The organism is Sinomicrobium endophyticum, from assembly GCF_052983315.1.
In genome coordinates this window covers 44,399-66,390 of sequence record NZ_JBRKIS010000039.1, presented here as the reverse complement: position 1 = coordinate 66,390, position 21,992 = coordinate 44,399, and the positions used below count along the sequence as shown (strand labels likewise).

Annotated in this window: 18 protein-coding genes; 6 read left to right on the top strand and 12 right to left on the bottom strand. The window is 43.6% G+C overall.

Annotated features, from left to right (window positions below):
* Window positions 1–70: 70 nt before the first annotated feature.
* Together ACVBDU_RS14020 and pyk are read left to right on the top strand one after the other, a co-directional pair.
* Window positions 71–538, top strand: a complete 468-nt coding sequence (locus tag ACVBDU_RS14020) for an IPExxxVDY family protein (protein ID WP_447180361.1) — start codon at window positions 71–73, stop codon at window positions 536–538.
* The gene (pyk, locus tag ACVBDU_RS14015; RefSeq protein WP_447180360.1) at window positions 538–1,968 is read left to right on the top strand and encodes a pyruvate kinase; all 1,431 of its coding nucleotides are present in this window, start codon (window positions 538–540) and stop codon (window positions 1,966–1,968) included. The genes ACVBDU_RS14020 and pyk overlap by 1 nt, the downstream gene beginning before the upstream one ends.
* A gap of 86 nt (window positions 1,969–2,054) precedes the next feature.
* Here the strand turns inward: pyk and dinB are convergent, their stop codons facing one another.
* Entirely contained in the window at window positions 2,055–3,137 is a 1,083-nt protein-coding gene (dinB, locus tag ACVBDU_RS14010) for a DNA polymerase IV (RefSeq protein ID WP_447180359.1), read from the bottom strand.
* Window positions 3,138–3,186: 49 nt separating this feature from the next.
* Here dinB and ACVBDU_RS14005 point away from each other — a divergent pair, with 49 nt between their 5' ends.
* Both ACVBDU_RS14005 and ACVBDU_RS14000 read left to right on the top strand, forming a co-directional pair.
* Window positions 3,187–3,660 carry a CYTH domain-containing protein gene (locus ACVBDU_RS14005; protein WP_447180358.1) on the top strand — a complete coding sequence of 158 codons (474 nt, stop codon included), beginning with the start codon at window positions 3,187–3,189 and terminating at the stop codon, window positions 3,658–3,660.
* Window positions 3,648–4,151, top strand: coding sequence for a YciI family protein (locus ACVBDU_RS14000; protein WP_447180357.1), 504 nt, complete (start codon window positions 3,648–3,650; stop codon window positions 4,149–4,151). The genes ACVBDU_RS14005 and ACVBDU_RS14000 overlap by 13 nt, the downstream gene beginning before the upstream one ends.
* 113 nt (window positions 4,152–4,264) lie before the next feature.
* Here the strand turns inward: ACVBDU_RS14000 and ACVBDU_RS13995 are convergent, their stop codons facing one another.
* The 9 genes from ACVBDU_RS13995 to ACVBDU_RS13955 all read right to left on the bottom strand — a co-directional run bounded on the left by ACVBDU_RS13995 (window position 4,265) and on the right by ACVBDU_RS13955 (window position 16,988).
* Entirely contained in the window at window positions 4,265–4,861 is a 597-nt protein-coding gene (locus tag ACVBDU_RS13995; RefSeq protein ID WP_447180356.1) for a TetR/AcrR family transcriptional regulator, read from the bottom strand.
* Window positions 4,862–4,870: 9 nt separating this feature from the next.
* Window positions 4,871–6,274: an efflux transporter outer membrane subunit gene (locus ACVBDU_RS13990; protein WP_447180355.1), complete on the bottom strand. Its 1,404-nt coding sequence runs from the start codon at window positions 6,272–6,274 to the stop codon at window positions 4,871–4,873.
* 20 nt (window positions 6,275–6,294) lie between these two features.
* On the bottom strand, window positions 6,295–9,444 hold the full coding sequence (locus tag ACVBDU_RS13985) for an efflux RND transporter permease subunit (RefSeq protein WP_447180354.1): 3,150 nt from the start codon (window positions 9,442–9,444) through the stop codon (window positions 6,295–6,297).
* Window positions 9,445–9,453: 9 nt separating this feature from the next.
* A complete protein-coding gene (locus tag ACVBDU_RS13980) occupies window positions 9,454–10,581 on the bottom strand; it encodes an efflux RND transporter periplasmic adaptor subunit (RefSeq protein WP_447180353.1) in 1,128 nt (375 codons plus the stop codon).
* Between the two features lie 16 nt (window positions 10,582–10,597).
* Window positions 10,598–11,098, bottom strand: a complete 501-nt coding sequence (locus ACVBDU_RS13975) for a GbsR/MarR family transcriptional regulator (protein ID WP_447180352.1) — start codon at window positions 11,096–11,098, stop codon at window positions 10,598–10,600.
* Window positions 11,099–11,256: 158 nt separating this feature from the next.
* Complete coding sequence (locus tag ACVBDU_RS13970; protein ID WP_447180351.1) at window positions 11,257–12,363, bottom strand: AEC family transporter; 1,107 nt, start codon at window positions 12,361–12,363, stop codon at window positions 11,257–11,259.
* A gap of 35 nt (window positions 12,364–12,398) precedes the next feature.
* Entirely contained in the window at window positions 12,399–13,586 is a 1,188-nt protein-coding gene (locus tag ACVBDU_RS13965; RefSeq protein WP_447180350.1) for a pyridoxal phosphate-dependent aminotransferase, read from the bottom strand.
* Between the two features lie 151 nt (window positions 13,587–13,737).
* A complete protein-coding gene (gene pbpC / locus ACVBDU_RS13960) occupies window positions 13,738–16,086 on the bottom strand; it encodes a penicillin-binding protein 1C (protein WP_447180349.1) in 2,349 nt (782 codons plus the stop codon).
* Between the two features lie 332 nt (window positions 16,087–16,418).
* A complete protein-coding gene (locus ACVBDU_RS13955) occupies window positions 16,419–16,988 on the bottom strand; it encodes a hypothetical protein (RefSeq protein WP_447180348.1) in 570 nt (189 codons plus the stop codon).
* 659 nt (window positions 16,989–17,647) lie between these two features.
* Between ACVBDU_RS13955 and ACVBDU_RS13950 the strand changes: the two genes are divergently transcribed.
* Window positions 17,648–19,159 carry a T9SS type A sorting domain-containing protein gene (locus tag ACVBDU_RS13950; protein ID WP_447180347.1) on the top strand — a complete coding sequence of 504 codons (1,512 nt, stop codon included), beginning with the start codon at window positions 17,648–17,650 and terminating at the stop codon, window positions 19,157–19,159.
* A 252-nt stretch (window positions 19,160–19,411) separates the two neighbouring features.
* The gene (locus tag ACVBDU_RS13945) at window positions 19,412–20,410 is read left to right on the top strand and encodes an NAD(P)H-dependent glycerol-3-phosphate dehydrogenase (RefSeq protein ID WP_447180346.1); all 999 of its coding nucleotides are present in this window, start codon (window positions 19,412–19,414) and stop codon (window positions 20,408–20,410) included.
* A 379-nt stretch (window positions 20,411–20,789) separates the two neighbouring features.
* Here the strand turns inward: ACVBDU_RS13945 and nadD are convergent, their stop codons facing one another.
* Both nadD and gmk read right to left on the bottom strand, forming a co-directional pair.
* Window positions 20,790–21,380 (bottom strand): nicotinate (nicotinamide) nucleotide adenylyltransferase, encoded by a 591-nt coding sequence (gene nadD, locus ACVBDU_RS13940; protein ID WP_447180345.1) that lies wholly within the window; start codon window positions 21,378–21,380, stop codon window positions 20,790–20,792.
* A gap of 14 nt (window positions 21,381–21,394) precedes the next feature.
* Window positions 21,395–21,991, bottom strand: a complete 597-nt coding sequence (gmk, locus tag ACVBDU_RS13935) for a guanylate kinase (protein ID WP_447180344.1) — start codon at window positions 21,989–21,991, stop codon at window positions 21,395–21,397.
* Between the last annotated feature and the right edge of the window lies 1 nt (window position 21,992).

The following is a 21,992-nucleotide window of genomic DNA, read 5'->3' as shown; positions in this document are numbered from 1 at the left end:
AATTAAACCTTTTGTTATTGTTGTCTAATCACCCATAGTATCCTATATTTACACTTCCATGTAACATTATATGGCTACACTGAAACTGTCAGATGACTTTTATGAACCCACCTGTTCTTTAGTTGCTGTTCATTGCCCGATGGAAGCATATCGGCTGGCCTATTTTTTAAACTTACATCTCCAGATCGGATTGAGGAGGATTACGGGAAAGGAACCGGATGAAAGCGATATGCTGTCCGAATATTACGAATGGGAGAACCGGATGGAAGAAACGGTGTGGGGTCTTATTGTCAATGCTACAAGAACGACGGTGTCGTCTGCCGGAAATGCTCTGTTTCCGTCCGATATACTGACCATTACCAGGTATCTTATACCGGAGATGAAAAAGGTAGATTACTTTCTGAAAATAGATAATGCAGAAGGCTATGACATAGACAAACAAATAGTGCGAAAAATAAACGAAATACCTCGGGTGGCTACTGCTTATGAGGTGGATGTAAACCAACTAAAATCGAAACACAATTTAATTTTTTTATAATGCCAAACAGAAAAAAAACAAAAATTGTTGCCACATTAGGCCCCGCTACAAGCAAGAAGGAAATCCTGAAGGAAATGATAGAAGCGGGAGTGGATGTGTTCCGTATTAACTTTTCCCACGCCAATTATGAAGATGTGGCAGAACGTATTGAGATGATACGTGCGCTGAATGAAGAGATGGGATATAATACTTCTATCCTGGCAGACCTGCAGGGGCCGAAACTCAGGGTGGGTGTCATGGCGGAAGATGTTGTGGTAAACAAGGGAGACGAAATAACCTTCGTTACCGGAGAAGAATTTAAGGGTACCAAGGAGAAGGTGTATATGAATTACAAAGCTTTTCCCAAGGATGTAAAACCCGGTGAACTCATTCTTCTGGACGATGGTAAGCTTATGTTTGAAGTGCTGAGTACGGATAAAAAGACTACGGTAAAGGCCAAAGTTATACAGGGAGGCGCATTAAAATCAAAAAAAGGTGTGAATCTGCCCAATACCAAGGTTTCGTTGCCAGCTCTTACGAAGAAAGATATAGAGGATGCTATTTTCGCTATAAAATGCAACGTGGATTGGATAGCTCTTTCTTTTGTCAGGGACAGCCAGGATCTACTCGATCTGCAGGAACTTATCAAAAAGCATTCGGATGAAAAAATACCGATCATTGCGAAAATAGAAAAGCCCGAGGGCGTGGAAAATATAGATAAGATAGTGGCCAACTGTGATGGTTTGATGGTTGCCCGCGGAGATCTCGGTGTGGAGGTTCCTGCTCAGGAAGTTCCGCTGATCCAGAAACAGCTTGTACTCCGTGCAAAAAAGGCCAGAATACCGGTTATTATTGCTACACAAATGATGGAAAGCATGATAACCAGCCTTACTCCCACACGTGCCGAAGTAAATGACGTTGCCAACTCGGTTATGGATGGAGCTGATGCCGTAATGCTTTCCGGAGAAACATCCGTAGGAAGCTACCCGGTTCAGGTTATCGAAAAGATGTCCAGCATTATAAACAGTGTGGAGCATTCACCGCTGATTAAGGTTCCCCAGGAGCCGCCACATATACGTACCAAAAGATATATCACCAAGTCGGTTTGCTACCATGCGGCGCTGATGGCCAATGAGATACAGGCCAAGGTCATATCTACACTTACCAACAGCGGATATACCGCTTTCCAGATATCTGCCTGGAGACCTCAGGCATATATACTTGTCTTTACTTCTAACAAAAGGATACTAGCACAACTCAATTTGCTTTGGGGGGTGAAAGCATTCTACTACGACAGATATGTGTCTACGGATGAAACCATTGAAGATGTTAACGGGCTTGCCAAAGAAAAAGGTTTTGTAGAAACCGGGGATATGATGATAAGCCTTGCTGCGATGCCTATCCAGGAAAAAGGAATGGTAAATACACTCCGGGTTACGGAAATTCATTAAAAATATAAGTACCGTGTTATAGAGGCGCAGGCGGGAATGTCATAACGGCATTTTTGGCTGCGCCTTTCTTTTTTGGGTGTATTTGTTCAGAAATCAAACTTTAGTTGTACCGCTACCTGTTCTTCTTTTTGTGTGTTCAGGTTAGAAAGGGATATACCCAGGAGCCGGACGGAGTTTTGCAGTTTTTCCTGGTATAGCAATTCTTTGGCCATTTCGAGGATAAGGCTTTTGTCTGCAATAAAATAAGCAAGGGTTTTACTTCGGGTTTGTAGCGTGAAATCGCTGTATTTTATTTTAAGGGTTATCGTTTTTCCGGAAATACGGTTGCGAAGAAGACGTTGCTCGAGTTCTTCGGCGATGTGTTCCAGGCGCTCCAGCATGAATATTTCGGAAGAGAGGTTTTCGAAAAAAGTCCGTTCCGCACCTACCGACTTGGGAATGCGATCCGGCTTTACAGGGCTGTTGTGGATACCGCGTACAATGTGGTAGTAGTGCATCCCCGATTTACCAAATTGCTCTTCCAGGAACTCTGCCGGTTTTAGCTTGAGATCTTTCCCGGTGAAAATCCCGAGCCTGTACATTTTCTCGGCAGTAACTTTGCCCACACCATAGAATTTTTTGATATCCAGAGCTTCCAGAAAAGGAATTACCTCTTCCGGGTTTACGGTCTTCTGCCCGTTGGGTTTGTTATAGTCCGATGCGATTTTGGCTATGAATTTGTTTATGGAAATTCCGGCAGATGCCGTGAGTCCTATCTCTTCATAGATGCGCTTTCTTATTTCTGTGGCTATAAGTGTAGCGGAAGGGGTGCCTTTTTTGTTCTCGGTGACATCCAGGTAGGCTTCGTCCAGGGATAGTGGTTCCACAAGATCGGTGTATTCATAAAAGATATTCCTGATTTTTCGCGATATTTCCCGGTAGCGATCAAACCTGGTCTTTACAAAAATGAGCTCCGGACACATTTTACGTGCAAGAGCGCCGCTCATAGCACTGCGAACCCCGAATTTCCTGGCTTCGTAGCTGGCCGCGGCGACAACGCCCCTCTTACTCCCTCCACCAACCGCAACGGGTTTTCCGCGGAGTTCGGAATTGTCCATTTGCTCTACCGAGGCGTAGAAGGCATCCATGTCGACATGGATAATTTTGCGGTATGTAGGGTTATCCTCCATTATTAGCTAACTTTGACAAAGTTCCGAAACTTTCCTAAATTAAACGTTGATGGTAGAAATAGAACGCAAATTTATAGTGGGATCAGAAAAATATAAAGAAGAAGCACAACGCGCTATCCGTATCGTACAGGGTTTTTTAAATACGCATCCCGAAAGGACCGTGAGAGTCCGTATAAAAGGGAATAAGGGTTTTATTACCGTTAAGGGGAAGTCCGGTGAAAACGGGTTGTCAAGATTTGAATGGGAAAAGGAAATCCCGGTAGCTGAGGTGGAAGCACTTTTGCCGTTGTGCGAAAAGGGAGTGATCGAAAAGATAAGACATGAAATAAAGGCCGGTCCGCATCTTATCGAGGTGGATGAGTTTCTGGGGGATAACACCGGACTGGTGATCGCAGAAATTGAACTGGCCTCGGAAGACGAGGATTTTTACAGGCCGGCATGGTTGGGAGAGGAAGTCACCGGAGATGTCCGCTATTACAATTCGCAATTAAGCAAAAAACCGTATACGACATGGACAATGTAAAAAAGATGATCCTCCTGTTGGCGCTCGGAGGGCTTTTTTCATGTGCGGAGCGTTCCGTACAGGAGAAAGAAAGGATAAGTGAAGATAAAACCGGGAAACCGGCAGATACCGATTCTTTAAAGAAAACTCTGATCGAACAGGGATACAGTATCTTCGAATACCGGGACGAAGGGAAGGATACTACCTATCTCATGCAGCAATACTTCATCGTTTTCCTGAAAAAAGGTCCCGACCGGTCCGGCAGTAAAGAGGAAACCGACAGTTTGATGACATTACATATGGCGCACCTCGGACGGATGTATGAGGAAGGATATGCTTCGATCTCCGGGCCGTTTGGAGATGACGGTGATATTCGTGGTATCACTATCTACAATACGGCTACCCTGCAGATGGCGGATAGTCTGGCAAAACTGGACCCTATGGTGAAATCCGGAAGATTAATGGTGGAAACACACCCGTGGTGGGCGGCCAAAGGTTTCCCCCTCCGGTAAACAAAAACCGTCCGTATTTGCAGTGCAAACGCGAACGGTTTTCTCCAATTAACCATTTATTAAAACGAAAACAATACTGTTCCTCCGGACCATGGTATTGCCCGGCAACGGAGTTATATTACAAAACCTTGTTTACGGACGTATTCCGGCGTCAATACCCCGCGAAGGTTGTTGATGATGAGGTGTTCCAGCAAAACGTTTTTATCGTAATCGTCGAGCAGTTTTTCCGAGAAAACGATCTCATCCATACGTAAAAGGTATAGTTTGCAAAACAATTCCAGGTGTATATTCTCTCTCAGTTGATTCTGTTGCTGCGCCTTCTTTAAAAGGCGGATGACCTTTCCGTACACGATGTCTTTTTTGAAAACTTCGTATTGGTCATAAGCCTCGGGATAGTATTTCCTGAGACCGTGTAAAAAAGAGGGATTGAACGATTGTAATTTGTCCATCCCCAGTTTATAGAAACTAACGATACAATGGAGGGGAGTGTCTTTCTGTCTTTGCTCAATAGAGGCCAGTTCCCGTTTGATGCTATTGAGCAGGTATTGAAAACTGGCGGAGACCAGTTCGTGCTTGTTACTGAAATGCTCGTATATCGTTTTTTTTGAAATACCGAGTTCGGCAGCCAGTTGATCCATAGTGAAATTCCGGCTGCCAAACCGGGTAAAATTGGTGATAGATAACTTTAAAAATTCTTCTTTGGTTATCATCTCCGGGTATTATTTCCATCCTCCTCCCAGAGCTTTGTAGAGAGAGATGATGGCATTCAGTTGTTCATACCTGGAATTAATATAGTTCAGCTCCGAATTGAGCATCTGCTCTTTGGCGGTCAATACTTCCAGGTAGTTGATCATACCATTGTTCAGCAACTCTTCGGAATATTCCGTAGCCAGGGAATAGGCATTCAGTTCTTTTTTACGGATGTCTATTTTTTTGGTTTCTGCCTGGTAGGTATACAGAGCATCGGAAACTTCTTTTCCGGCATTCAGAAGGGTTTTCCTGAATTCCAGTAAAGATGATTCCTGTCTTGCTTTGGATGCCTCAAATTCGGATTTTATTTGTCTCCTGTTAAAGATGGGTTGTACCAGTCCTCCTGCTATAGTTGCAAAAAGCGATCCCGAATCGAGCCATTGGTCAAAATCTACACTTTGGAAACCTCCCGTAGCCGTGAGCGTAAGGGAAGGATAAAAATTGCTCCGGGCTACGTTGGTCAGTTCAAAAGCATTGACGAGACCATATTCGGCAGCGACTACATCAGGACGGTTTTGCAGCAGTTGTGCCGGCACGCCCACTTTGAGTTCGGTATCTATACGCTGTCCTTCAAGTGATCCTCTTTCAATCGGGCCGGGGTTTTCCCCAAGCAGAATACTCATGGTATTCTCCATAAGTTTTATGCTGGCTTCAAGGTCAACAAGAAGGGCTTCGGCCGTATGGAGCTGTGCTTCGGTTTGTTTTACACCTACCTCGGTAACGTTTCCGGCATCTTTAAGGGCCTTCGTGGTTTCCAGGCTGGACTCCCTGTTTTCTATGGTCTCTTCGGTGATCTTCAGTTGTTGGTCCAGGGCAAGTAGCTGGTAGTAGGCAGAGGCAATGGAAGCTACGAGTTCCGTTTTTACTGCCTGGTGGGCCGATACGGTTTGCAGGTAAGAAGCCAGAAAAGCTCTTCGGTTACTTCTTATTTTTCCCCATATATCTGCTTCCCAGGAGAGATCTCCGGTAAGTTGAAACTGATCGATATGTCCGCTGAAGAAAGATCCGAACTGACTGTTCTTGGAGATAAACTGGCGGCTTGCATCCACGCCGACACTCAGGGTAGGGAGATATCCGGCCTTTCCTTGTTTCATATAAGCTTCTGCAGTAACAATCTGCTGTATGGCTATACGGATGTCCAGATTGTTTTCCAGTCCTTTTCTTATGTGATCCTGTAAGTAAGGGTCCGTAAAGAGTTCCTCCCAGGATACGTCTGCCATGGATATGCTGTCCTGTGGCAGCTCATCCGTACGGTAGAGGCCTTCGGTCTCTTCCACCTCGGGGCGCTCGTAGGTCTTGGCTACGAAGCAGGATTGCATGAGAAATGCAAACCCTGCTATCGCAGTTATTTTAAATATTCTTTTATAGTTCATAATCTTATCGTATGGTGTTGTTAGCTTTCTTTTGATTCTTCCTTTGCAGATACAAATTCCGGAGCTCCGCTTATGCGTTCCTGTAACCACTGGAATACGACAAAGAGCGTAGGGATAATGAACACTCCGACAACGGTACCGATAAGCATACCGAAAGCGGCACCGGTACCTATGGAGTTATTACCTTCGGCACCTACACCTTTGGCAAGTACCAGGGGCATAAGTCCCACGATAAAAGCAAAAGATGTCATAAGGATTGGCCGCAGACGTGCTTTTCCGGCATCAATAGCCGCTTCTACGATAGACATACCATGTCTACGCCTTTGGATGGCAAATTCCACGATAAGAATGGCATTTTTCGCAAGTAACCCGATAAGCATGATAAGCGCTATCTGGAAGTAGATGTTATTCTGCAGTCCGTCCAGTTTCGTGGCAATGAATGCACCTGCTACTCCGACCGGAAGCGATAACAATACGGAAAGCGGCAAAAGGTAGCTTTCGTATTGTGCTGCCAGGAAGAAATATACAAAGAGGATACTCAGGGCAAAGATGATAATGGATTGTCCGGCCGAATTGATCTCTTCCCGGGTAAGTCCGGAATATGCCACTTCATAGTTGTTTGGTAAGGTTTCTGCTGCCAGTTTGTCTATAGCTGCAATCGCATCCCCGGTACTGAATCCTTCAGCCGTTGCTCCGTTAACCGTTACAGCGTTGAAAAGGTTAAAGCGGTTTACCGTTTGCGGTCCGTATACCCTTTTCAGTGTTACAAATTCCGAAATAGGCGCCATTTCTCCATCACTGTTACGAACAAACATACTGTTCAGACTGGATTGGTCTTTCCGGTCGTCGGGTTCGGATTGTACAAATACCTTGTATTGTTTTCCGAACCGGCTGAAGTCGGTTGCGTAATAACCACCGATATATCCCTGGAGAGCGGATAGTATGTCGCTTATACCAATTCCGGATTCTTTGGCCTTTGGAACATTTATTTCCATTTCCAATTGCGGATAATTGGTACTGAAAGAGTTGGAGGCAAATCCGATTTCCGGACTCTGGTTCAGCGCTCCTACAAATTGTTTGGCTACATTGTCCAGGTCTTTTATGTCTCCTGCAGCGCGGTCGAGGATTTGCAACTCCAGGTCGGAGTTACCGAATCCGGGTACGCTGGGAGGAGTAAAGAAGATGATGTTCGCATCCGATATCATTGCGGACTTCTGGAAAAGCTGGCCTACAATAGCATCGATCGAAGTTGCATCGGTAGTACGTTTATCCCAGTCTTCGAGGATAATGAATCCCATAGCATAAGAGCTACCTGAACCGGAAAAGAAGTTTCTGCCGTTGATCAAACCGGCTGCCCGTATACCTTCTATGCTACTGATGATCTCGTGCAGTTCCTCGGTTACGCCATATGTCCTGTCCAGGGAAGAACCCGGAGGTAATTCTACGTTGACCATAACAAAACCACGGTCTTCCGAAGGAACAAATCCTGTAGGAGTGGTATTATTTGCCCAAAGTATACCCAGTACCGCGGCGATCAGAATAACCGCAGTGATCCATTTGTGCCTGGTAAGAAAGCCCAAAGACCTGGCATACTTTTCGGTCATTTTATTGAACGCAATGTTAAATGCGCTATAGAAACGTTGTAATATATTTTTCTTGGCATCCGGATGATCTTTGTGTGGCTTCAGGAATATGGCACACAGAGCCGGGCTGAGTGTCAATGCATTGACTGCCGAGATCAGGATAGCAACGATAAGGGTTACTCCGAATTGTTCATAAAATACTCCCGAAGGCCCCTGTATAAACGTAATAGGCACAAAAACGGCAGCCATAACCAGGGTAATGGATATAATGGCTCCGCTTATCTCACTCATGGCCGATACGGTGGCATTCATCGCGTTGTCATATCCTTCTTCCAGCTTGGAATGGACGGCCTCGACGACGACAATGGCGTCATCCACCACAATACCGATGGCCAGGATAAGGGCGAAAAGCGTGAGCAGGTTTATGGAATATCCGAACAGTTGCAGGAAGAAGAATGTACCAACAATGGCCACAGGAACCGCAATTGCGGGGATCAGTGTGGACTTTACATCCTGGAGGAAGATGAATACCACGACGAAAACCAGTAAGAATGCCTCTATCAGGGTGTGTTGCACTTTCTCGATAGATGCGGAAAGAAACTTATTGGTGTCGTAATATACCACATAATCGATTCCTTCGGGGAAATTGGCTTTTAATTCATCCAGCTTTGCGTGGATACCTTCTATAACTTCCTGGGCATTGGAGCCTGGTGTCTGAAATATACCTACGTTAGATGCCGGGTATGTCATAGTACGGCTCAACCCGGTATAAGAAAAGGCATCCAGTTCTACCTTGGCTACGTCTTTAACCCTTAAAAACCTGCCGTTGCCCAAAGCCTTTATAACAATATCCCCGTATTCATCCGCTGTTTTATAACGTCCTTTATATTTGATAACATATTCGAAGGACTCACCGGAGTTCTGGCCGAGCGATCCTGCAGCAGCCTCAAGACTCTGCTCTCCGATAGCGTTTATAACATCGTTTGTCGTCAGACCGTAAGAAGCCATTTTGGCCGGGTCTATCCAGATACGCATGGAGTAATCCTTGGCTCCGAATACAGATACGTCACCAACTCCTTTTATCCTTTGTAATTCCGGACGTATATTTATACTCAGGTAGTTTTGTACGAAAGTGTCGTCATAGTCCGGGTTTTCGGAGTAAACCCCCAAGTACATCAATGCCGAGTTCAGGCGTTTTTGTGTAATTACCCCGGATCGGGTAACTTCGGAAGGCAGTACCGAATTGGCCCTTGCCACCCTGTTCTGTACGTTTACCGCGGCAATATCGGGGTCAACGCCCTGTTCAAAATATACCTGGATGGTAGCACTACCGTCGTTACTCGCGGTAGAGGTCATGTAGGTCATTCCTTCCACCCCGTTCACCTGTTCTTCTATAGGGATGATAACACTTTCCAGAATGGTTTCTGCATTAGCTCCCGGATAACTGGCCGTTACTTGTACTGTGGGAGGTGCAATGTCGGGATATTCCGTAACGGGCAGTGTGTAGAGCCCCAGAACTCCCAATATGAGGATGATGATCGATATTACCGTAGATAATACCGGTCTTTCTATAAACTTTTTAAGCATGGTTTCTTCCTATTTGAATACGGTGTTAAATGAATTTACGATGCTGTCTATACTTGTAGGTTGCGGAGTTATCTTCATTCCCGGGCGAACCTTCCCGACACCTTTGCCCAGTATTTGCTCATTTTCTTTTATACCGTCGCGAATAATCAGCAAGTTGTCTACTTCCGCCACAGTTTCTATAGACCTGGAGTAGATAGAATCATTGTCCGCCACGATATAGACGAATTTTTTGCCTTGTTGTTCAAAAGTAGATAGAGCGGGTACAACCAATACATCGTTGTATTGTTCCGGTACAAGTATGGTTCCGCTGCTTCCGTTTCTCAGCAGCCCGGTGGGGTTAGAGAAAATAGCCCTGAAACTCACGGTGCCGGTTTGCGGATCTATTTGCCCCGTAATGGTTTCTATGGTCCCTTCTTCGTTATATTCGGAACCATCCGCGAGCAACAGTTTAACTTTGGGCATATTCCTGGCTTTGTCATCCAGTGTTTTGCCTTCCACACTTCTTGTAAAAGAAATAAAATCTTTTTCATTCATGGAGAAGAAGGCATAAATATTGTCTATGCTGGAAACATTGGTCAATGGCGTAGCATCGGTACCACTGACCAAAGCCCCTTTACGGAAGGGAATGGAACCTACAACGCCATCTACCGGACTTTTAATGGTTGCATAAGCTATATTGGCGGTAATACTGTTGTAATTGCTTTTGGCCTGTGCCAGGCTGGCTTTTGCGGTTTGCAACTGTATTTTGCTTATAATACCTTTTTCCACGAGGGGAACAAGCTTATCTACTTCTACCTGTGCCACGTCTACCTGTGCTTTGGCAGCTTCTGCATCCTGGCTGAGAGACAGGGTTTCGAGACGGAATAGTATTTGTCCTTTTTTAACGTTTTCTCCTTCGTCTACGAGTACGTCCAGTATATAACCGGAAACTTTAGCACGTACATTACTGCTCACCACACCTTCTATACTGGCAGGGAACCGTTTAAAGGCCATTACATCCTTTTTTTCAACCTTTATTGTGGGAAATGGCATCGCCATTGCCTGCTGTCCCTGAGGTTGCCCCCCGTTACAACTTGTGAGTAATGGAACAATTCCGGCAATCGCCACCATGTATTTTAAAATAGTTTTTGCTCTCATGTCAGTTTACTTATTATTATTGGTTTATGGTGTTTGAAATATCTTCTCTTAATCGTGTCAGGTTATTCAGCATTTCTTCCGTGAACTTGATGTAATGCTCGTTAAACATTAATCCGACTTTATCGGCATCCTCGCCACTGTTTTGCATGTATTTCGTTTTGTAACAATGAACTTTCTGCAATAGTTGCTTCTCCTTTTTCCACTGTTCTATTTTTTCGTCGAGACGCACCAGCATCTGATCGGGGGCTATTTTGAAATATCGTTTCCTGTCACCTGTTTTGGTGAAATAGGTTATTTTTCCCTGGGATTGCAACAACTGCAAATTTGTGGAGACAGAACTCTTACTCGCCTCCAGTTTTTCCAGAAGTTCCTCGAAAGTAACTCCGCCCGCGCCTGTCAGGACCATAATGGAAAAAATTCTGGCGGAAAGCGGGGAGAAGGCTTCGTTCTTTTCAAAATATACTCCCAGTTCCTCTACCAGATTACATTTTTCGTTCTCTAATTTATCGCACTGCATATGTATTCCAATGTTGAAATTCCGGGCAAATATAAACAAGGTTCGTTTTATACCGAACCAAAGGGAAGTTAATTTGTTGTTAAATAAAAAACGAACCCCCATATAGTTTGGCGGGAAAAGCTTTTATAGGGGTGAATGTGTCTGATATATAGTTTTTGTTAACTTTTTTGTTCTTCAGGAACAAATTTTTGCAGAAGAGGAGACGGAAGTTTTCCGAAGTACTTTAGTTTTTTTATAAGTGTGGGGAGTATTCCGGCACCAAAGAGAAGTATGGCTAATGTTATAAGGTGTAAAGGAGAGGAAAAATAGGCCCCGGCAGATAACAGTCCCAATACAAGGACCGTGGACAGAGGTAACGAAAACGCTAGTATGGCAAGAGCAAAATCACTGTCGAAAGTTTTTTCCCCGCCCGCGTTCCGAAGTTCGATGCTGCCAACTCCGGAAATATGAACAAAAGGCCAGAAGCTACATGCGCTCAGTGTAAATGCTACCGCAAATAGTATATTCTCTTTCAGGACTATATTCAGCAGTGCAGTCCCAATTCCCACGAGAAGCAGTGCAATACCTGCCCGCATCAGGAGGAGGGATAAAATTATACGGAATTGTTCCTTTTTTACCTTTACGGCCAGGCCAATAAAAAGGAGAACAAGTGGTGTCATAATTACGCTCAGCCGGGTTATGACATCCCGGAGGAAGAACGGGAATTGATCCAGGGATATACCAATCCCTATGAATAACAGGGCAAAGGCAATAACCATGTTTACAGGTTCTTTAACCAGTACGAGTAATAACTCCCGGATGCGGGAAGCTCTTGTTTTTACCTCACCCGGATTGTTCTGATAATACCATTGCATGGCAATGATATAAAGGATAACAAGAACAAATATCTTGTTTCCCAGATCGGCCATGGCTGCTTTTGCGAGAAAAATGTCACCGAGAAATTCCGAGATAAAAGGAAAGCAGGATAAGCCCGGCGCAAGGGAGGGCAATAGTATCCTGGCGGTTCTGCCGATCCTCGAACGGTTGCGGATACCGATGAAGCGCAACAAAAACGGAGTAACATAAAAAAGGGCAAAGTTAAAAGCAATGGCAAATACGGGTGATAGCAGGAGAGCGGTATCTATTTTAACCTGAATCAGGGCTACAAAAATCATGGCGGGAAGTGCGAGATTCAGGATTATTTTCTTTAATCCGTTTATCTCTCCGGGGGATTGGAATTTTTGTTTTAAAAGGATGCCCGTTAATATAAAAAGAGCGAATGCCATGGTTTTTTGTAATGCAAATTCCATCTTATTTCTCCTTAACTGATAATTTTGTCCAGGGTCTGTGCAAATACATCCATTTCTTCAGGGGTTCCCATGCTTACCCGGCACCAGTCTCTTTCCCAGAATTTGAAAACGCGTACCCCTACCATTTCCTCATATATCTTTTCCAGGAATACATCTCCTTCCACAGCAATGGGGAAGATGATGAAATTGGTCTGGGAAGGAAGGTAGGCGATCTTTTTACTGTCCAGAAGTTGACAGGTGAATTTTCTGGCGTTTGCTAGTTTTTCACCGCATTCGGAGAGGAAGTCCGTATCGTCCATGCTGGCGGAAGCTGCAGCTATGGATGGACCGGTAATGCCCATACCTCCCCGCGTGATTTTGTTTATATCCTCCAGGGAGCCTTCGTTTCCCAGCATATATCCTATACGAAGCCCGGCCATGCCGTGGATTTTGGAAAAGGTCCGCGATACAAAGACGTTTTTGCCTTGGGCTACTAAGGGGGCCATACTGTCTTTCATGCCGTTTGCTGACAATTCCAGGTAGGCTTCGTCAATAAATACCGGGACTTTTTCCGAAACGCGGCTACAGAAATCATAAAGTTTCTTTGCGTCTGTAATAGTAGCCGTAGGGTTGTTTGGGTTGGTGATGTACACCATTTTAGTGTTTTCGTCTATGGCCGCTTCCATGGCATCCAGGTTGTGCTGGTTGTCTTTGGTAAGTCTTATGGCTTTCCATCTGGCTCCCATGGATTCCGCCACATGGACAAGCGACATGTAACAGGGATCCCCGGTTACGATATTGCCACCGTCTCTAAAATATACCAATGCTACTTTTTCCAGCAAATCGGATGATCCGGGACCCATCATGATGTTTTCTGGCTTAACCCCTTCTTTTTCGGAGATTTTCCCGACGAGTGCATTTAAGGTGTTCCAGGAGTAATGGTTGCCTTTTGCGACATTCTTTTGAAAGGCTTCCACGGCCTTTGGAGATGGGCCATAAGGATTTTCATTCCACATAAGCCTGGCCTTCAGTTTGTCAAGGTCCGGAAGTTTTGGAGGTGTATACTCATTAAAAGAACGGGAATTGTAAAGGAACTTGTGGTGTTCTTTCCCGGAACGAATTACGTTTTCGCTCCACATGGTGTGGGGAGCAAGAGCTACGGCTCCAATGGAAAGCATTCCTTTTTTAAGCCATTCCCTGCGGTTGTGTATGGTGGGCATGATTGAAAATATTTGTTAGTTAGTGTTTTATAAAATTAAAAGGAAAACCGGGAAAAAAGTGTAAGAATTTAACAAAAATAATATTGCAGTATTGGGGGAATTGTAAAATTACAGCCTGTATATTAGTTATTTATAACCGGAAGTGGAAAAACTATCTTTTGACTTCGATCCTGCGTTTGATCTCATTCCCCAATTCGTCGATAACTGTTATAAGGTGCTTCCCTTCTTCCGGGAGAACGGCCATTTCGTGAAAGGTCCTGGTTTGTCCGAGAAAGTGTTCGTCCAGGTACCAGAATACTGTGGTTCCGGGTTTGGAGTGGGCTATTTTTACAATCAATTGGTTGGTTGTGCCTTCGAAGTTTTTGGGCAATATGACGGCACGTCCCTCTTCCGGGTAAATGAAGTCCATGACAGCCGGGCCTTCGGAAAAACAATCCGCACGAAAAGGAGGTAGACCTTTATAGCTGGTATGGTTCACTTTATAGTAGTATTCCAGGATAGGAGGAAGGGTAAACCAGGGCTCCGTTACAATATTGGTTACAGTTTCACAGGAAGTATTTACCCGGTATTGCCGGTTTTGGTCCAGATGAACGAGATGGTGGAACGGACATGGCCTGGTACGTTGGCCCGCTATGGGAATATATATGGTTTTTTCCGGGCATAGAGGAGTGGCCAGATAACCGCTGTTACGGCACACCACGGCTTCGGTCAGCTCATCAAAAGGTACGGCAAAGGGAGAGGAATCAGGTAAAGCGTCGAATACGGAAAACAACATGGGGGCTGCTGCGGTAACACCGGTCAGGCCCGGCCTTCCTTCCCCGTCGGCATTTCCGGCCCACACTCCCACTACATGGTCTTTGGTAACACCTATGGCCCAGGCATCCCTGTTTCCGAAACTCGTCCCTGTTTTCCATGCAATCCTTTTGGAAGAATCGAAATATTGCCAGGCTTCGTTTCCCTCCGGTCGGTTCAACTCCTGCATAGCCTGAAAGGTAAGGTAGATACTTCCGGCATCCATTACGGTTTTTTCCCGGGAAATATCCCCGAAATCGGCTTTTTCACCGGCCATCCATACGGGTTCCGTAAATTCATGGGTGTAATATTCGCTGGAAGTTTCCCGAAAGTGATTTACGGTAGATGCCAGGGACGCATAGGTTTTGCAAAGGTCCCAGAGGTTGCTTTCCGCACCGCCAAGTATCAGGGTAAGTCCGTAGTAATCAGCAGGTTTGTTTATATCCCGCAAGTGAAATTTTGTGATTTTATCCCTGAAACGTTCCAGTCCGTATTCCTGTAACATACGCACAAAGGGAATATTGAGGGATCTTGCCAGTGCGTTATCTGCTGCTACGGCCCCATCGTATTTCGGGTCGAAATTTTCCGGGGAATAGCCGGAGATCTGTGTGGGAACATCCGGAATCAGGGTATTGGGCAATAGTTCACCGGCATCCAGCATGGCAGCATAAAGGAAAGGCTTCATTATACTGCCTGTACTCCTGGGGGCGTGGATGATATCCACGTCTTTCTGGTGTTTTTTATCGGTAGGTGAATTGCCCGTATAAGCCAGCACTTCCCGGGTACGGACATCCATGACCAATACGGCGGCGTTGTATACTTCGTTTTGTTTTAGGATCTCGTAATGCCGTTTTACAATATTGTTTACCCGGTGTTGCAGGTCGTGGTTAATGGTAGTGCGTATTCTTTTTCCTGCATGTTTCCTCGAGGCATATTGCAGTAGATGCGGCGCAGTTTGTGGCAGGGGAAACGGTTTTTGAGGGAGCGGTTCCGTTAGGGCCAGTTCGTACGTAGTAGTATCGATTATCTTTTCTGTGTGAAGTTTATGTAACAGGCGGTTCCGTTTTTTGCGGAGGGTTTCCTGGTTTTTTCCCGGATATATGAGTCCGGGAGCATTCGGAAGAACAGCCAGGGTAGCACTTTCTGCCCAGGACAATTGGTGTGGCTGTACACCAAAATAGCGCCAGGCCGCTACATCCAGCCCTACTACATTACTTCCGAAAGGGGCATGGGAGGCATAAAGGCGGAGTATTTTTTTCTTGGAATATCGCAGCTCCAGGCGGGTAGCCAGTATGATTTCCACCATTTTTTCGAAGTAAGTGCGCCGTTTTCCGTCACGGGAAAGGCGAATGACCTGCTGGGTAATAGTGCTTCCGCCACGGATCACTCTTCCTGCTTTCAGGTTGTGCACCATAGCTTTGGCAATAGATACGGGGCTAAAACCCGGGTGATAATAAAAATATTCGTCTTCGAAATGCAGGATGCACTGTTCGAATTTTTCCGGAATACTATCGCTTTCCGGAAAACGCCATTGTCCGTCCGCAGCAATTCTCGCTCCCAGCAGTTCGCCGTTTTTACCCTCTATTACCGTAGAAGAAGGGTCCTGGAACAGGGGATCGGGAAGGCAAAAAAAGTAAGCGATAAGAAGAGCGATAAAGATCGCCGTCTTAACAGGATGCTTTTTTATGAATCGTATAAACCGGCGCAATGGAAATTTGTTTTACGGGATGAAATTATTCTTTTTTCGGCAAACGGAACAGGCTTGGTTGTTAAAAAAGAAGGATTGACTCATAATAGTTTGTGAGTTGTTAGTTTTGGAGTTGGTTAGTGGGTTATTTGGTAACGTTTTTAGCTGATAGCGGGAATCCTCATCACAATACGGAAAAACGGATTTTGGGTGTAAAACGGGATGATGAAAAAGAGACAACTCAGAACTCCCAACTAAAAAACTCCTTAACTTTTACACTTGTTTTCAAAAAGAAACCGCCCTTGCACAAGTACTGCAAAGGGCGGTTTCCAAACTAAATAACCAACCAAAAATCAACTAACCTTTATTTTTCTGCTTTCGCTTTGTCTTTCTATCTGTATTGTCTTGTCGATGATCTTTTTTCGTTTTCTTCCGGTACTTTCGGTTTTTTGCCCGGAATTGCTTTCCGGTCTCAGGTACTGGATAAATCTTCTTCCGGTGAACTGGTATATACTACCCGTGCGAATATGGTACAATTCAATGGTTCTGTCATCTATAACGCTGAGTTCAAAACGTTCATTGTCCGGCAATTCATAATCTAATGTTAAAACTTTGAGGTCCGGTTGCCCCGAGATGTTAAATATCTCGTATCTCCCGTTATAATCCCAGAAAACGCGATCAATATTGGTGCCGGGGCGGTCTTTTGAAGACCAGAACCTTCCCCCGGAATCGGGCAGGAACTGCAGGAAGTTCTCTTCGTCAAAAATATTCGGCTCCCCCTGCCCGGCGGTATATGTTTTCTCCCAGGCTTCGTATTCCTGGAGGAAATAGTGGATGTTTTCGTAGAATACCTTGTCGTAATCAAAATTACTTCGTTGATAACCTATGAGGAAATACGAAGTCCTGGAATAACGATTGTACAATTCTATCTCGTTGCTTGCCGACTGGTAAACTTCAAACTCCCATTGCCCGTCTATATCGTGATCTATTTACCGAAATTCACGGGAAGTTAAAAGTGGGTTCAGAGAGATTTCTTCTAAATAATTGTCTTGTATAGAACGGGAAGCAACACCCCCCCCTTGGCTTTATCGAAGCAATACTTTGAGTAAATTATCAGAAAACACAGTGGGTTTTATTTACTTCTATGGCAATTTTGAAATTTGTAACTCCTATGTTTACAAATATTTCAGATTTTGTTGTAAGAAATACATGTAATATTTAGGACAATTTTAACATGTAGTATAAATGTTTTTTCTTTTTTTGTGAGAAAATAAATATATAGTAATATGATGAAAAATTACATTTTAGGCCTATTAGGCTATCTATTATTAGTTACTAATAATGTTTGTGGACAGATAACAGTGGAACTTAAAAATATGACCTATTCTTCCACGGGAACATCTATTAGTAAAAGTGACTCCATAAAGATTGAGGGAGCTAAAACCGCTAGAATTCAGTTTTCTATAGATATACAAAAGCCTCTTAATCAGGTGGTAGAAGGAAATCTTTATCTCTATACTAAAAAAACTTCAAGTAGTTACTCACAAATGATAGGTAGTGGACAATATATTTTTGGTGACTCATGGAGTGGAGGCACAAAGATACTACTTCGAAGGATATTACACTTAGTGCTTCTGATTTTAATAAGACGGGAGGAATATTGTATGCTCAGTTTGAAACAACTGGAGGGGTGAAGTATAGGAGTCATAATCAATCAATTAAAGTAGGGGATGATCCCGTTGGCGGTGGAGGAAATACGTCAGAAGATGTTACCATTGAAGATTTTAAAATAAAGGAGATGAAGTATGAGAATTGGGTGCCTGTTGCCAATAACATAATTAATGTTCCTCCTCAAAGTTCATCTTCAGTTAACATCACTTTTGAATTTAAGGTAGTAAAGGGGAGTAATTGCAATAAAACAATAATAAAATTGTATAGACAGAACCCCGGAGAAAAACGAGTGGTACATCAAGCACAGATAGATGTTCCTGATTGTTTAAAACAAGGGGAGACTGTTACTGTCAATAAGAAATTCTGGCTCGACAATCATCCTGGGTGGGAAAATATAAATCATCATCAGGTTTTTGATGGAGCACTAATAGATGCAGATATAATTGTTCATGGGAAACAAAAAAGATATACGTCTATAAACAAAAAATATAAAATAAAAATTCTTGACACTCCAAAAATTACCGGCAATCGTATTTCTGTAAATCAGGAGGTTAAAAAAGGAACGGCTCCAGAAAAGATTGGCTCAGGTCGCGACCCCTATCACCACGGAGGAAGAAATCAGCCTATAATTGAAGGGAATTTCACTTTTCAATGGCAAAAATTAGTAAATGATGAATGGACAAATATTCAAGGAGCCACTTCTAAATTTTACCAACCAGGGCCAATTTATAAAATAACGTATTTCAGAAGATTAGGTAGGTCACTTGGACTTGTAAAGGCAAGTAATGAGATAAGAATTATGCCTTATCTAGATATACTAAATAAAATTTGTTGCTCACAAGAACGAAAAGTAGGAGAAAGTCCAGCTATATTAACGGGGCATTTTGGAGATTTTAACGGTGGGGTTGTTGTTCAATGGCAACAACGTTTTGGAAGAGGTAGTTATTATTGGGAAGATATTGAGGGAGAAACAAAATTTAAATTTACCCCTCCTAGCAGGAATATAAGAGGGGGCAGCGTATATCGAAGACTGCTTATTCTTACTGACCAAGGAGCCGTAGCCATTAGTAACGAAGTGATTGTTTCATTTGTTTCTGATTCTTCAGATGGAGGTACTTCGACATCCCCTCCTAGAAGGAGGAGAAGAAGCGTAAGTATGGAAGACGAAAACAATTTAAAAGATAGGTATCGTTTATTTCCTAACCCTGTTACATCTGCCGTGTCCGTTGAGACTGATTTTGATTTATCAAATTCTCAATTGCAGTTATTAGATATAACTGGTAATGTGGTTTATAAAGAAAAGGTTGATACAGTTGGAAAAGTTGCAAGTGTTAATTTAGAAAGATTACCAAAGGGTATATACTTTATGATTATTCAAACAAAAGACGGAAAAAAGTATACTGAAAAGCTCATCAAGGATTAGAGCTAGTGATAATTTTTGGAAGGCAAGCAACAAGCTCATAGATACTTTTAGTAGTATCTATGAGCTTGTTTATTGTGAAATATAATGAAGGTATTATATTAAATAATATTGAGGAAAGGGCGTCTATTGTTTTTTGGTTACTTTTGATTTATGAAATTCCGCGGTAAAATCCGGATATTGGGATGGAATGTATGGGGTAAAACCGGTTTTATAAGGAATAGATAAGTTGTTGTATTAATGAAATAAACTGTAATGAGTGCTATGAAAATTACCGTGATCGGTGGAGGGAGCTGGGCCACGGCCATTGTTAAGATGCTATCGGAAAACCTGGAGGAAATAGGTTGGTATATGCGCAATACCTTTGTAAAGGAACATATTCTGCACGAAGGTCATAACCCCAATTACCTGAGCGCCGTGGAATTCCACCCGGAACAGCTTCGGCTAACCAATGATATTAATGAGGCAGTCGCTTATGCGGACGTGCTTATCTTTGCCGTACCTTCTGCCTTCCTGCATTCGGAACTGGAAAAGCTCACGGTCTCTTTAAAGGACAAAATCATTTTTTCGGCCATAAAGGGTATTGTGCCCGAAACAGGACTTATCGTAGGCGAACATTTTCATGATGAATATGATATACCTTTTGAAAATATCGGGGTTATTACAGGGCCTTGTCACGCGGAAGAAGTTGCCCTGGAGCGATTGTCTTACCTGACCATTGCCTGTGCCGATCCGGAAAAAGCCAAAATGCTGGCCAAAAACCTGGCGAGCGATTATATAAAAACCAAAATATCCGATGACATTATAGGTACGGAATACGCAGCAGTATTGAAAAATATCTATGCTATAGCTGCCGGAATAGCACATGGTCTGGGATACGGAGATAATTTTCAGAGTGTTTTGATGAGTAATGCCATACGGGAAATGCGGCGTTTTATAAAACGGGTGCATAAGATGAAACGGAATATCAACAATTCCGCTTACCTGGGAGACCTTCTGGTTACCGGGTATTCCGTTTTTTCACGAAACCGGATGTTTGGCAATATGATAGGCAAGGGATACACGGTAAAATCGGCGATGATGGAGATGAGTATGGTTGCCGAAGGGTATTATGCAGCCAAAAGTGCACATATCATAAACGAAAAGCACGATAAAAAGATCAAGACCCCTATTATGGATGCCGTTTATAATGTGCTGTACGAAGGGAAAGAGCCTAAAAAAGTGTTTAAGAAACTTTCGGAAAAACTGGATTGATAAAAAGAGTCTCTCTTTGTATTTACCGGGGCGAACACATCATATATAGAAAGTCTGAATTCGATGAAAAAAAGAGTCTTGGAGTTGGTGAGTTCGGAGTTTATGAGGGACATGGGAAAACCATGGGGCTGCAACAGACCGAAAGCCTGTTTTACCACTAATGCACGAGTACTATTCAAATAACTATTGACATATCTATGTATTTGTGTCCAAAATTTATAGGAACTAATCCCGATAACCATATCGGAGTGTCTCCGGGATAATTGACTTGATAATAAAGAAGAATTTTAAAACTAAAAAACTCCGAACTCATCAACTCCAAAACTAAAAAAACACCATAAAGGTGTTTGAATTTTAAACTGCGTTGGCCCTGTTGAGTTTACCTGTAAAAATTCATTTCATCGATATATTTCCAAACTGCCGGATGGAGAAGGGGGGTGACATTTTTCCCCTCTTTTATATCCCTGCGTATGGCCGTGGACGATATTTCTATGGCAGGGGCATCTATTTTATGGATACGGGGATGATCGCGGAGAGGAGAAGGCTCGGGTGCAGCGGTTACCCTTGGGTATACATATACGGAATGATTTTGTAGTATAATTTCGTGGTTTTTCCATTTGTGCAGGCCTTTCAGGTTGTCTTCGCCCATGATGAGACAAAATTCCCGTCCGGGATACTTCTCCTGCAAATGTGCCAGCGTATTAACGGTATAGCTGGGTTGTGGTAATTTGAACTCTATATCCGATGGCTTCAGCTTTTCCAGTTCTTCCGTTGCCTTATACACCATTTCCAGACGATGGTGATCCGGGAGAAGGGAATTTTTTTTCTTGAACGGATTGTGTGGGGTAACCACGAGCCATATTTCGTCCAGATCACTGTGTTCGGCAAAATGATTGGCTATGATGATGTGTCCGATGTGGATGGGATTGAATGTCCCGAAATAAAGGCCGGTTTTTTTGTGTAGTTCCAAAGCAGTGATTCGTATTATTTATCGTCCCGGTTTATAAATTGGTCTACCAACTGTTCCGCTTCTTTCAGGGCAGTTTCCAGGTCGTAATTCTTGATGATCTTGTCAAACTGGGGAGCGGTGGCCAACTCTACCGAAGCTTTTGCTATACGCATGTTGATCTTGTCTTCCGGCTCGGTTTTGCGCTTTTTCAGTCGTATTTTCAGTTCGTCCACACTCGGGGGTTTAACAAAAACAGCGAGGGTCTGCTCCGGGAATTTCTTTTTTATACGTAAGCCGCCGGCTACATCGATATCAAAAATAACATGTTTGCCTTTGGCCCATATACGTTCTACTTCACTCTTTAGGGTACCGTAAAAATTATCCCGGTAAACCTCTTCCCATTCCAGAAAGTCACCCTGTTTTATATGATTTTTAAACTCCTGGAGACTGAGAAAGTAATAATCTTTTCCGTCCGCCTCATTGCCTCTTGGAGCCCGGGAGGTGGCCGATATGGAAAAATCCAGATTGAACTTTTCAATGCCTAAAAGATGACGTACTATAGTAGTTTTTCCACTTCCGGAAGGGGCGGAAAAGACAATGAGTTTACCTTTTTGAGAGTTGTTGTTTGCCATG